We start from the raw sequence: 11,862 nt of genomic DNA on the forward strand, positions 1-11,862 counted from the left end.
ATTCCCTATTTAATTTTGGTGTCGCGTTCGGGCCGCAGGTCGGTTCCTGCACGGCCCGATCGCAAGGCGTTGAACCAGCTCAACGGGTTGTACCATTCGGCCGTTCCGTCGGTCGAAAAACTGATGATCTCGGCGCGTCCGGCAATCGCGTCGAAGGGGACGGGACCGCCGAGGCCCTTTTGCATCGTGCTGACACGGCTGTCGGCGCTGCCGTCGCGGTTGTCGCCCATCAGGAACAGATGGTCGGCGGGCACGGTGATCGGGCCATAATCGTCGGTGGTATAGCCCGGGCCCATGTCGATCGTGTCGAAGGTTGCGCCGCCGGGGAGCGTTTCACGGACAATCGGCACTTCGAGCGCCGCGCGCCCGTCGGCGCCGCGGGTGACGAAGCGGTGCAGGCTGCTGTCGGGGCCGGGCAAATTGGGATCGACCGGGATCGACATCATCGGCTGAACTTCGCGCTTCACCGGCTTGCCGTTGATGCTGAGCTCGCCGTTGCGTAGTTCGATGGTGTCGCCGGGCAGCCCGATCACGCGCTTGATATAATCGATCCGCGACACGGGATGCTCGAGCACTACGATATCGCCGCGTTCGGGCAATTTACCGAAGAAACGGCCGCCCTTCTTGGGCGCGAGGTGAAAGCTGACCGAGGCGTAAGACCAGCCATAGGGATATTTGCTGACGATCAGCCGGTCGCCGTTGCGCAGCACCGGCATCATCGAATCGGAGGGGATATAGAAGGGCTTGGCGACGCAGCTGTGGATACCGAGCACCAAAAGCAGGATGACCACGATATCGCGGATCAGCTTGCCCCAGCCGCCTTCATCCTTTGCCCCGTTTCGCGAACCGTTTTTGGCCATTTCCGGTTAGTCCTTGATTGCTTCGATGATGACGAAGGCCTGCGCCCAGGGATGGTCGTCGGTCAGCGTCAAGTGGATATGTGCGGTGTGGCCCGCCGGGATCATCTGCGCGAGCCGCTCGGCGGCGCCGCCGGTCAGGGCCAGCGTTGGCGCGCCCGAGGGGGCGTTAACGACGCCGATGTCCTTCATGAAGACGCCGCGCTTGAATCCGGTACCGACGGCTTTCGAGAAGGCTTCCTTCGCCGCGAAGCGCTTGGCGTAAGTGCCGGCGCGGGTGAAGGGGCGCCGCGCTGCCTTCGCGCGCTCGATATCGGTAAACACGCGATTTTCGAACCGCTCGCCAAACCGCTCGAGCGAATTCTGGATACGCTCGATATTGCAGAGGTCGGAGCCGAGGCCGATGATCACAGCGCGCCCCGCGCCTCATCCATCAGCGTGCGCATCCGGCGCACGGCGGGATCGAGACCGGTGAAAATCGCTTCGCCGATCAGATAATGGCCGATGTTGAGTTCGGCGAGCTGCGGGATCGCGGCGACCGGAACGACATTCTCATATGTCAGGCCGTGGCCCGCGTGCGGCTCGATGCCATTCTTCCACGCGAGGGCGGCGGCGTCGGCGAGGCGGCGCAGTTCCACGGCACGTTCCAAGCCCTCGACATGCGCATAGCGGCCGGTGTGAAATTCGACGACCGGCGCGCGCAGGCGCATTGCCGCCTCGATCTGCCGCGGATCGGGTTCGATGAACAGGCTGACGCGGATGCCGGCGTCGTTCAGCCGCGCGACGATCGGGGCGAGGTGGTTGTGTTGCCCCGCAGCGTCGAGTCCGCCTTCGGTCGTGCGCTCTTCGCGCTTTTCGGGGACGATGCACGCCGCATGCGGCATATGGCGCAGCGCGATCTCGAGCATCTCGTCGGTCGCCGCCATTTCGAGATTCAGCGGCAGGTCGGTCGCCGCCTGGATTCGCGCAAGATCGTCGTCGCGGATATGGCGCCGGTCCTCGCGCAGATGCGCGGTGATGCCGTCGCCCCCGACCGCTGCGACGATTTCCGCCGCACGCACCGGGTCGGGATGCTCGCCCCCGCGCGCGTTGCGGATCGTCGCGACATGGTCGATGTTGACGCCGAGGCGAAGGCGGCCGGGCTGCGTCGGGCTCAATTCGCGCGGCTCCCCGGCTTGATCGCTTTGGTCCCCGCGAGTTCGGGCGGCAGCTCGTCTTCGGCATAGGTCGGAAAATTGATCGCAACGAGCGGATAGAAAGGCACCCCGAGGTCGACATGGCCCGCCGAGCGGTCGACCAGCGCGGCCTCGGCGATGACTTCGCCGCCCGCCGCCTGCACGCACGCCATGGCTTCGCGTGACGACAGGCCGGTGGTCACGACATCCTCGACCATCAATACTTTGGCACCGGGTTCGATCGTAAAGCCGCGGCGCAGTTCGAAGGTGCCGGTCGGCCGTTCGACGAAAATTGCCGGCTTGCCGAGCGCGCGTCCCATTTCATGCCCGATGATGACGCCGCCCATTGCGGGCGAAACGACGATATCGATCGCCTGTTTCAGGTCGCGCGGCAGCTTGGTGGCGAGGGCGACGGCGAGCCGTCCGGCGCGCTCTGTGTCCATCAGCACGCGCGCGCACTGCAGATAATATTCGCTATGCCGCCCCGAGGACAGCAGGAAGTGCCCATGTAGCAAGGCGTCGGCGGCACGGAATTCGGCCAGAATTTCATCATCGGTCATGGGAGAATTGTTCTTTTGTCCAGTGCGTCGTCCGTCATGGGCGACCGGGTTTTGGCGGCGAAGATTATCCAGCCGCAAAATAGTGTTAGAGATGCTTGAGGCAAGCGGCAAGCGGGTCTATAGCGCCCGCGAGTTTCAGCCCCTCGGCCGGCTGCCGCGACGTGTGTCCGGCGGCTGCAGCAGAGGGGAAGGGGCATCAATAAGAACAACAGGCAACGGGCGGCACTATCCTTATGAAGAGCTTGAAAACCCTTGTAATTGCGGCGGCTTTGTCGCTGGGCGCGGTGGGCGCCGCGCATGCGCAGACACCCGCCGCGGCTCCGGCCGAAGCGCCCGCTGCGACGGCTCCGGCGAATCCGGCTCCGGTCGCTTCGGATCCGGCTGCCAAGGCAGCGGCCCCGGTGGCGACACCCGCCGTCGTTCCGGCTGGCGATGCCACCTACGTCCCGATGAAGCCGACCCCCGGGGTCGGCCAGCCGGTCGACGCAGGCATCGATTTTCAGCCGCAGGTCAGCCCGGTCGGCGAGCAGGCTTACTGGTTCAACCACGTCATCCTGCTCCCGGTGATCACCTTCATCACGCTGCTCGTGCTCGGTCTTTTGCTCTGGGTGATGTTCCGTTTTCGCGCCAAGGCGAACCCGGTGCCGTCGAAGACGACGCATAACACCTTCATCGAAATCATCTGGACCGCTATTCCGGTCCTGATCCTCGCGGTGATCGCGGTGCCGTCGATCCGGCTTCTGGCCCAGCAGTATGAGCCGCCGTCGAAGGACGCGCTGACGATCAAGGTCACAGGCTATCAGTGGTATTGGGGCTATGCCTATCCCGATCAGGGCATCGGCGAATATGTCTCGAAGATCCTGCCCGAAGACAAGGCGATCGCCGCGGGCGAGCCCTATCACCTCGCCGTCGACAACCGCATGGTCGTTCCCGTCGGCCGTCAGGTAAAGCTGATCATCACCGGTGCCGACGTGATCCACAGCTTTGCGGTCCCCGCCTTCTGGACCAAGATGGACGCGGTCCCCGGCCGTGCCAACGAAACGACGTTCACCGCGAACAAGGTCGGCGTCTACTACGGCCAGTGCTCCGAACTCTGCGGTGTCGATCACGGCTATATGCCGATCGCCGTCGAAGTGCTCCCGGTCGACAAGTGGGAAGCATGGGTCCGCTCGAAGGGCGGCAACCCCAAGGGCCCGGTAGCTGCGGCTCCCGCCGCTGCCGCACCGGCGCCCGCTGCCGCCGCTCCGGCTGCGGCGCCTGCCGCAACGCCGGCCGCCGTCACGACCGAAGCTGCACCGGCAGCGGCGCCCGCCGCCGCTCCGGCCGCCAAGAAATAACAAGGGGTCCGACAGATGACCGATATTGCTGCAACTGCACCTGCCCATGGCCATGCCGATCATGCGCATGACGACCATGATCACGACACGCCGGGCTTTTTCGTCCGCTGGTTCATGTCGACGAACCACAAGGACATCGGCACCCTCTATCTGATTTTCGCGATCATCGCCGGCATCATCGGGGGCGGTTTGTCCGGCCTGATGCGCCTCGAACTCGCGCATCCCGGCATCCAGTATCTGGGCACTTGGGCGCAGGCCCTCGGCGGCGCGCAGGACCTTACCGCGGCCAAGCATTTCTGGAACGTGATGATCACGGCGCACGGCCTGATCATGGTCTTCTTCATGGTCATGCCTGCGATGATCGGCGGCTTCGGCAACTGGTTCGTCCCGCTGATGATCGGCGCGCCCGACATGGCATTCCCGCGCATGAACAACGTCAGCTTCTGGCTCACCGCCGTCGCTTTCGTCATGCTGATGGGGTCGTTGTTCGTGCCCGGGGGCAGTGGCAATGGCGCCGGCACCGGCTGGACCGTCTATGCGCCGCTGTCGACCAGCGGGTCGGTCGGACCTGCGGTCGACATGGCGATCTTCTCGCTTCACCTCGCCGGCGCGGCGTCGATCCTCGGTGCGATCAACTTCATCACCACCATTTTCAACATGCGTGCGCCGGGCATGACCCTGCACAAGATGCCGCTGTTCGTATGGTCGGTGCTCGTCACCGCCTTCCTGCTGCTGCTCGCGCTGCCGGTTCTGGCCGCTGCCATCACCATGCTGCTGACCGATCGTAACTTCGGCACCACCTTCTACGATGCGGCCGGCGGCGGCGACCCCGTCCTCTATCAGCATCTCTTCTGGTTCTTCGGTCACCCCGAAGTGTACATCATGATTCTGCCGGGCTTCGGCATCGTCAGCCAGATCATCTCGACCTTCAGCAAAAAGCCCGTGTTCGGTTATCTCGGCATGGCTTATGCCATGGTCGCGATCGGCGTCGTGGGCTTCATCGTGTGGGCACACCATATGTTCACGGTCGGCATGAGCGTGAACCTCAAGATGTACTTCACCGCCGCGACGATGGTCATCGCGGTCCCCACGGGCATCAAGATCTTCAGCTGGATCGCCACCATGTGGGGCGGCTCGATGACGTTCAAGACGCCGATGATGTGGTCGCTCGGCTTCATCTTCATGTTCACCGTCGGCGGTGTGACCGGCGTTGTGCTTGCCAATGGCGGCGTCGACACCAACCTGCACGACACTTATTATGTTGTTGCGCATTTCCACTATGTGCTGTCGCTGGGTGCGGTCTTCTCGCTCTTCGCCGGCTTCTATTACTGGTTCCCGAAGATGTCGGGCCGGATGTACAGCGAGGCGCTCGGCCAGCTGCACTTCTGGATCTTCTTCATCGGCGTGAACGTGATGTTCTTCCCCCAGCATTTCCTGGGCCAGCAGGGCATGCCGCGCCGTTATCCCGACTACGCGGAAGCCTATGCGCATTGGCACCTGATCTCGTCCTACGGCTATGTGATCATGGGCGTCGGCATGCTCTTCTTCTTCCTGAACATCGGCTACTCGTTGTTCGCGGGCAAGAAGGCCGCCGACAATCCGTGGGGCGAAGGTGCGACGACGCTCGAATGGACGCTGTCGAGCCCGCCGCCGTTCCACCAGTTCAACGAACTGCCGCGTATCGCCTGATCGGTATCGCCCCTCCGGCGCGGCGCGGCGGAGGGGAACACGGGAAAGAATGCAATATCCGCGTCTTTCCTTCGTCATGCTGAACTTGTTTCAGCATCCATGGCCCATCCCTTTCCTTCGGCGCAACGCCAGTGGAGAGGGTAGACCATGGATGCTGAAACAAGTTCAGCATGACGATGCAGGTTAGGGATTTATTGGAGTGAAGATGGCGCAGAGCCTGACCCACGGCGAAACGGCACTACCCGCCGACTGGCGCGACCTGTTCGCGCTGACCAAGCCGCGCGTCATGTCGCTGGTGGTGTTCACTGCGCTATGCGGGCTGCTTGCCGCGCCGGGCAGCGTGCATCCCGTTCTCGCTTTTTCGTCGATCCTCGCGATCGCGCTGGGGGCAGGCGCCTCGGGCGCGCTTAACCAATGGTATGAGGCGGGCCTCGATGCCAAGATGAAGCGGACCGCCGGCCGGCCGCTTCCCGCCGGGCGTCTCGATCCGCAGACCGCGCTGCAGTTCGGCGTCGGCCTTGCGGCCTTTTCGCTGTTCCTGATGCTGTTCGCGTCGAACTGGCAGGCGACATTGCTGCTCGCCGTCTCGATTCTCTTCTACGTCTTCGTCTATACGATGTGGCTGAAACCGCGGACGCCGCAGAATATTGTTATCGGCGGCGCCGCCGGGGCCTTTCCGCCGCTGATCGGCTGGGTCGCTGCGACGGGTTCGATCGCGCCGCTGCCGGTGTTGCTGTTCCTGCTGATCTTCCTGTGGACGCCGCCGCATTTCTGGGCGCTCGCGCTGTTCGTACGCTCGGATTACGCCGCCGCAGGTATCCCGATGATGCCCGTTGTCGCGGGCGAGAAGTCGACGCGGCGGCAGATCCTCTTTTATGCGTTGATCATGGCCGTGGCCGCGATCGCCCCTTGGCCGCTCGGTTACACCGGGGCACTCTATGGCTGGACCGCGGTGATCCTGTCGGCACTGTTTGTCGCGCTGTCGGTCCAGGTCGGCACGCGCACGACGGGCGAGGGCGATCTGATGCAGCCAGAAAAGCGCCTGTTCGCCTATTCGATCGCCTATCTTTTCATTCTGTTCGGCGCTGTCGTCGCCGACCATTGGTGGCCATTATGACCGAAGAACCGAATCTCGAGCCTTTCGATGAGGCGGAATATCGCCGCCGCCAGCGCAGCCGTGCGAATATGATGGCGTGGATGCTGGGCGCACTTGCGATCCTGTTTTTCTTCATCACCATCGCAAAGATGCAGATTTTCTCATGACGTCCTTTCCGGTGATCGGGCGCATGTCGCCGAACGCGAAGACCGCAAGCCTCGCTGCCTTGATGGCGCTCGCGATGACCGGCCTCGGCTTCGCGGCGGTGCCGCTCTATGATCTCTTCTGCCGCGTCACCGGTTTCGGCGGCACGACCCAGCGCTATGATCCCGTCGCCGCCGCGGCCGAACCGCAGATCTTGAGCGATACCATTTCGGTCCGCTTCGATGCCAATGTCTCACCAAACCTGCCGTGGAAATTCTATCCCGAGCATCCGACCGATACGGTCAGCATCGGCGCGCGCGACATGGCGATCTTCATTGCCGAGAATAATTCGGCACACCCGGTTGTCGGGACCGCCAGCTTCAACGTCACGCCCGATCAGGCGGGGAAGTATTTTACCAAGATCCAGTGCTTCTGCTTCACCCAGCAACGGCTGGAGCCGGGGCAGCAGATGCGTATGCCGGTCTTGTTCTTCGTCGATCCCAAGATCAAGGATGACCCCGATGCGCGCGACGTGCAGGAAATCACCCTCAGCTACACCTTCCACCCTGTAGACGAGGGTAAAAAGGCGAGCTAAGGCCGCGAACAAGAGTCTAACAAGACCGGCAGATGATGGGGAATCGTCATGCTGGGGCTGCTAAAAACGGGAAAAACGCCATGTCCGGTGCGAAACATCATGACTATCACCTCGTAAACCCCAGCGTCTGGCCGCTCATCGGCTCGGTCGCTGCACTCACGATGTTCTTCGGACTCGTCATGGCGATGCATGCCGATCATTTCGGCGGCATCGGCAAATGGGTTCTCGGCCTTGGCTTCATGGGCGTGATCGCCACCTTCTTCAGCTGGTGGTCGGACGTCATCAACGAAGCACATGCCGGCGACCATACGCCGGTCGTCCAGCTTCATCTGCGCTATGGCATGATCCTGTTCATCGCGTCCGAAGTCATGTTCTTCGTCGGCTGGTTCTGGGCGTGGTTCGATTTCTCGCTCTTCCCGGTGCCGATTGAATATGTCGATGGCGCGGTCACCTCGCTGTTCGGTCAGGACGGCGCCGCCGCGATGACCATGTGGCCGCCGAAGGGCATCGAAGTCATCGATCCCTTCTCGCTGCCTTTGCTCAACACGCTGATCCTGCTCTGCTCGGGCACGACGATCACCTGGGCGCATCACGCGCTGATCCACGGCGACCGCGAAGGGCTGAAAAAGGGCCTGTGGCTCACGATCATCCTTGGCGCGATCTTCTCGACGATCCAGGCCTATGAATATATGCACGCGCCGTGGGGCTTCGGGCAGAGCAACTACAGCTCGGCCTTCTACATGGCGACCGGCTTCCACGGTTTCCACGTGCTCGTCGGCACGATCTTCCTGATCGTCTGCCTTGTCCGCACCTACAAGGGCCACTTCACCCCCACCCAGCACTTCGGTTTCGAAGCCGCGGCCTGGTACTGGCATTTCGTCGACGTGGTGTGGCTGTTCCTCTTCATCATCGTTTATGTCTGGGGCGGCTGGGGCGCACCTGTCGCCGCGCACTAAATTGCCGACCGGCGATTCCATTCAAAAGGGGCAGCCGCCGATATGGCGCGCTGCCCTTTTTGGTCTCTGTCCCGAATGCGGGGCTTCGACATTGTTCGACGGGCCGGTGAAGTTCCGGGAGGCATGCGATAGCTGCGGGCTCGACTACAGCCGCTACAATGTCGGCGATGGTCCCGCTGCTTTCCTCACGCTTATTGTCGGTGCGCTGCTGATCGCACTTGCTCTCACGCTCGATGCGGCGGTGCGGCCGCCGCTATGGGTGCACGTCTTGCTCTGGGTGCCGCTGACGGCCGCCGGCATTGTCTATGGCCTGCGCGTCGGCAAGGGGGCCCTGCTGGCAAGCGAGCATCAGCGTCAGGCCGCCGAGGGCCGCCAGATGGATGACACGCATGACTGAAACAACCAGACCTGCGCGGCGCTGGCCGCTGATCCCGACGCTCCTCGTATTGGCCGCGGTGGCGGTGATGATCGCGCTCGGCATCTGGCAGCTCCAGCGCAAGACCGAGAAGGAAGCGCTGATCGCGCTGTTCCAGCGCAACACGGCGATGTCGTCGTTGGTGACGTATCCCGAACTGCCGCCTGTTCCCGACGCCTTTCTCTTTCGCAAAAGCAGCGTCGTCTGTCTCGAGCCCGTCCGCTGGGACCCGCGCAGCGGCACCGACCGCAAGGGGACGGCGGGCATCCGCATGATCGCCGACTGCCGGACCGGCGCCGAGGGGCCGGGCGTGCTGGTCGATGTCGGCATCGGCGACGATTTCACGCCGCCGCCATGGAAGGGCGGCACGGTGCAGGGGACGATCGTCCCTGGCCCCGAACAACCGACGGTGATGGAGCGCGCGATGGGCAAAGGCGTTCCGGCCCGCGCGATGCTGATTGCCGACGTGCCGGTCGCGGGCCTTCGCGCCAGCGCGGTGCCGTCGGCCGAAAATACGCCGAACAATCATCTCGCTTATGCGGGACAATGGTTCCTGTTCGCCGCCGCCGCGCTCGTCATCTATATATTGGCCGTCCGTCGCCGCTTGCGGCCTTGAGCCGCCACCGCTAGGCGCATTTGCGTCATGGACTATATCAGCACCCGCGGCTCTGCGCCGACCCTCGACTTTCGTGCCGCAACGCTTGCGGGCCTCGCCAGCGACGGCGGCCTGTATCTGCCGGCCAAATGGCCGCAGATGCCGGTCGAGGAAATTCGCGCGCTTGCGGGCCTCGACTATGCCGAGACGGCGGTGCGCGTCATGCGGCCCTTCGTCGAGGGTGTGCTGACCGAAGACGAACTGCGTGAGCTGTGCCGCGCCGCCTATGGCCGCTTCAGCCACGATGCGGTGACCCCGCTCGTCCAGCTCGACCATCGCCACTGGCTGCTCGAACTGTTCCACGGCCCGACGCTGGCGTTCAAGGATGTCGCGCTGCAATTGCTCGGCGAGCTGTTCGAGAAGTTCCTTGCCGGCGGCGACACAAATATCACGATCGTCGGCGCAACCTCGGGCGACACCGGATCGGCGGCGATTGAGGCGGTCGCGGGGCGCGAGCATATCCAGATCTTCATGCTGCACCCCGAAGGGCGCGTCAGCGACGTCCAGCGGCGGCAGATGACGACGGTGCTGGCACCGAACGTCCACAATATCGCAATCGACGGCAGCTTCGACGATGCGCAGGCGATGGTGAAGCGGCTGTTCGGCGACGAAGAAGCGCGCAGTCAGGTTACGTTGTCGGCGGTGAACAGCATCAACTGGGCGCGGCTGATGGCGCAGGTCGTCTATTATTTCTACGCCGCCGTCCGGCTCGGTGGTCCCGACCGCCCGATCGCGTTCAGCGTCCCGACGGGCAATTTCGGCGACGTGTTCGCGGGCTATGTCGCGGCGCAGATGGGGCTGCCGATCGCGAAGCTGGTCGTTGCGACAAACGTCAACGACATCCTCCACCGTGCACTGACCAGCGGCGACTATAGCGCGGGAACGGTGACGCCGACCGCGACGCCCAGCATGGACATTCAGGTCAGCAGCAATTTCGAACGGCTGCTCTTCGACCTGTCGGGCCGCGACGGCGCCGCGATCACCGGCATGATGGGCGAATTCGACGCGAAGCGCGCGATGACGATCCCCGCCGACATGCTTGCGGGCGCGCGCGGGCTGTTTTCCAGCGCGAGCATTGACGGCGACGCGATGGCGCTCGCGCTGCGCTGGGCGCAGGAGCATGGCGGGCAGATCATCGATCCGCACAGCGCGGTCGGCCTCGCGGCGGCGCGCGCACTGAAGATCGACGCCGATATTCCCGTCGTCACGCTCGCAACCGCTCATCCTGCAAAGTTCCGCGAAGCGGTCGAGCGGGCGACCGGCGTGCGTCCGCCGCTTCCCGCACGTCTCGGCAACCTTTTTGACCGGGAAGAGCGGTACGCGCGCCTGCCGGGCGATTATGACGCCGTGAAGGCCTTTGTCCTCGCGGAAGCAGCGCGTGGCTGATCTGCTCCCGCTGGTCACGCTCGTCGGCGAAGCGTGGGACGATTACGGTCTGGTCGACAGCGGCAACGGGCGCAAGCTCGAACGCTATGGTCGCTATCGTTTCATCCGTCCCGAGCCGCAGGCGATGTGGACGCCCGCGCTCTCGCCAAGCGAATGGGAAGCCGCCGACGGCGAGTTCATCCCCGCGTCCGACGACGATGGCGGTGGCCGCTGGTATTACAACAAGCCGGTGCCCGCCGAAGGCTGGCCGCTGGCATGGCGTGAAACGCGCTTTACCGCGCAGTGCACGCCGTTTCGCCATCTTGGCTTTTTCCCCGACATGGCGCCGGTGTGGGACTGGCTGCGCGAGCGTGTCGCCGACAAGGCCGACCCTGCCTTCCTGAACCTGTTCGGTTACACCGGCGTCGGCAGCCAGGCGCTCGCCGCCGCGGGCGCGTCGGTGACGCATGTCGACGCATCGAAAAAGTCGGTGGGGCAGGCGCGCGAGAACGCTGCGCTCGCGGACATGGCGGACAAGCCGATCCGGTGGATCGTCGACGACGCTGGCAAGTTCACCTCCCGCGAAGTCCGGCGCGAGCGCCGCTATGATGCGATCCTGCTCGACCCGCCCAAATTCGGTCGCGGCCCGGGTGGCGAGCGCTGGCAACTCGAGGAAGGTCTCGCGCCGCTGCTCGCCGACTGCCGCCAGCTTCTCGACGAAGACAGCCGCGCGCTGTTCCTGACCGTTTATGCGGTGCGTATGTCGGCGCTTGCGATCGGCGAGCTAATGGCGCAACTCTTCGCCGACCTGCCGGGCACGGTCGAATGCGGGGAGCTGGCGGTGCGCGAAGAAGCGCGCGGATTGTTGCTCCCGACTGCCATTTTTGCCCGCTGGAGCCGCTGACCGGCCATTCTCGCGACGTCATATTGCATACGTTTGCTGCCCCAAAACTGTAACATTGTGATCGAATTGCCACTGTCGATGCGTTGACAATGATAACGTTCCCATTTAGATAAC

14 protein-coding genes are annotated in these 11,862 nt (G+C 63.8%); 10 read left to right on the forward strand and 4 right to left on the reverse strand.

Annotation, left to right across the window (positions count from 1 at the left end; genetic code table 11):
• Positions 1–5: 5 nt before the first annotated feature.
• The 4 genes from lepB to pyrE are packed head-to-tail and all read right to left on the reverse strand — an operon-like array spanning position 6 to position 2,592.
• The gene (gene lepB / locus AC07NV_RS18235) at positions 6–860 is read right to left on the reverse strand and encodes a signal peptidase I (RefSeq protein ID WP_495167811.1); all 855 of its coding nucleotides are present in this window, start codon (positions 858–860) and stop codon (positions 6–8) included.
• A gap of 6 nt (positions 861–866) precedes the next feature.
• A complete protein-coding gene (acpS, locus tag AC07NV_RS18240; protein ID WP_495167812.1) occupies positions 867–1,268 on the reverse strand; it encodes a holo-ACP synthase in 402 nt (133 codons plus the stop codon).
• A complete protein-coding gene (locus AC07NV_RS18245; RefSeq protein WP_495167813.1) occupies positions 1,265–2,014 on the reverse strand; it encodes a pyridoxine 5'-phosphate synthase in 750 nt (249 codons plus the stop codon). The genes acpS and AC07NV_RS18245 overlap by 4 nt, the downstream gene beginning before the upstream one ends.
• On the reverse strand, positions 2,011–2,592 hold the full coding sequence (gene pyrE / locus AC07NV_RS18250) for an orotate phosphoribosyltransferase (RefSeq protein ID WP_495167814.1): 582 nt from the start codon (positions 2,590–2,592) through the stop codon (positions 2,011–2,013). The genes AC07NV_RS18245 and pyrE overlap by 4 nt, the downstream gene beginning before the upstream one ends.
• Positions 2,593–2,825: 233 nt before the next feature.
• On the opposite strand from pyrE, the gene coxB reads away from it, so the two are divergent.
• From coxB to AC07NV_RS18300, 10 genes are all read left to right on the forward strand, one after another.
• Entirely contained in the window at positions 2,826–3,929 is a 1,104-nt protein-coding gene (coxB, locus tag AC07NV_RS18255; RefSeq protein ID WP_495167815.1) for a cytochrome c oxidase subunit II, read from the forward strand.
• 15 nt (positions 3,930–3,944) lie between these two features.
• Positions 3,945–5,618, forward strand: coding sequence for a cytochrome c oxidase subunit I (gene ctaD, locus AC07NV_RS18260; protein WP_495167816.1), 1,674 nt, complete (start codon positions 3,945–3,947; stop codon positions 5,616–5,618).
• Positions 5,619–5,823: 205 nt separating this feature from the next.
• Positions 5,824–6,735: a heme o synthase gene (locus AC07NV_RS18265; RefSeq protein WP_495167817.1), complete on the forward strand. Its 912-nt coding sequence runs from the start codon at positions 5,824–5,826 to the stop codon at positions 6,733–6,735.
• Entirely contained in the window at positions 6,732–6,881 is a 150-nt protein-coding gene (locus AC07NV_RS18270; RefSeq protein WP_495167818.1) for a cytochrome c oxidase system small membrane protein, read from the forward strand. The genes AC07NV_RS18265 and AC07NV_RS18270 overlap by 4 nt, the downstream gene beginning before the upstream one ends.
• On the forward strand, positions 6,878–7,453 hold the full coding sequence (locus AC07NV_RS18275) for a cytochrome c oxidase assembly protein (RefSeq protein ID WP_495167819.1): 576 nt from the start codon (positions 6,878–6,880) through the stop codon (positions 7,451–7,453). The genes AC07NV_RS18270 and AC07NV_RS18275 overlap by 4 nt, the downstream gene beginning before the upstream one ends.
• An 80-nt stretch (positions 7,454–7,533) precedes the next feature.
• Positions 7,534–8,409 carry a cytochrome c oxidase subunit 3 gene (locus AC07NV_RS18280; RefSeq protein ID WP_495167820.1) on the forward strand — a complete coding sequence of 292 codons (876 nt, stop codon included), beginning with the start codon at positions 7,534–7,536 and terminating at the stop codon, positions 8,407–8,409.
• A complete protein-coding gene (locus tag AC07NV_RS18285; protein WP_495167821.1) occupies positions 8,369–8,806 on the forward strand; it encodes a DUF983 domain-containing protein in 438 nt (145 codons plus the stop codon). The genes AC07NV_RS18280 and AC07NV_RS18285 overlap by 41 nt, the downstream gene beginning before the upstream one ends.
• Positions 8,799–9,440: an SURF1 family protein gene (locus AC07NV_RS18290; protein ID WP_495167822.1), complete on the forward strand. Its 642-nt coding sequence runs from the start codon at positions 8,799–8,801 to the stop codon at positions 9,438–9,440. Before AC07NV_RS18285 ends, AC07NV_RS18290 begins: the two co-directional genes overlap by 8 nt.
• A 27-nt stretch (positions 9,441–9,467) precedes the next feature.
• Positions 9,468–10,865: a threonine synthase gene (thrC, locus tag AC07NV_RS18295; RefSeq protein WP_495167823.1), complete on the forward strand. Its 1,398-nt coding sequence runs from the start codon at positions 9,468–9,470 to the stop codon at positions 10,863–10,865.
• A complete protein-coding gene (locus tag AC07NV_RS18300) occupies positions 10,858–11,748 on the forward strand; it encodes a class I SAM-dependent methyltransferase (RefSeq protein WP_495167824.1) in 891 nt (296 codons plus the stop codon). The genes thrC and AC07NV_RS18300 overlap by 8 nt, the downstream gene beginning before the upstream one ends.
• The last annotated feature ends 114 nt before the right edge of the window (positions 11,749–11,862 follow it).

The organism is Sphingopyxis sp. GW821-FHT10B01 (genome assembly GCF_059415685.1).

Coding starts and splice junctions, on each gene's coding strand:
- AC07NV_RS18270 (WP_495167818.1), top strand. CDS start 6,732: ATGACCGAAGAACCGAATCTCGAGCCTTTCGATGAGGCGGAATATCGC.
- thrC (WP_495167823.1), top strand. CDS start 9,468: ATGGACTATATCAGCACCCGCGGCTCTGCGCCGACCCTCGACTTTCGT.
- AC07NV_RS18275 (WP_495167819.1), top strand. CDS start 6,878: ATGACGTCCTTTCCGGTGATCGGGCGCATGTCGCCGAACGCGAAGACC.
- pyrE (WP_495167814.1), bottom strand. CDS start 2,592: ATGACCGATGATGAAATTCTGGCCGAATTCCGTGCCGCCGACGCCTTG.
- AC07NV_RS18265 (WP_495167817.1), top strand. CDS start 5,824: ATGGCGCAGAGCCTGACCCACGGCGAAACGGCACTACCCGCCGACTGG.
- AC07NV_RS18290 (WP_495167822.1), top strand. CDS start 8,799: ATGACTGAAACAACCAGACCTGCGCGGCGCTGGCCGCTGATCCCGACG.
- ctaD (WP_495167816.1), top strand. CDS start 3,945: ATGACCGATATTGCTGCAACTGCACCTGCCCATGGCCATGCCGATCAT.
- AC07NV_RS18280 (WP_495167820.1), top strand. CDS start 7,534: ATGTCCGGTGCGAAACATCATGACTATCACCTCGTAAACCCCAGCGTC.
- AC07NV_RS18285 (WP_495167821.1), top strand. CDS start 8,369: ATGTCTGGGGCGGCTGGGGCGCACCTGTCGCCGCGCACTAAATTGCCG.
- coxB (WP_495167815.1), top strand. CDS start 2,826: ATGAAGAGCTTGAAAACCCTTGTAATTGCGGCGGCTTTGTCGCTGGGC.
- lepB (WP_495167811.1), bottom strand. CDS start 860: ATGGCCAAAAACGGTTCGCGAAACGGGGCAAAGGATGAAGGCGGCTGG.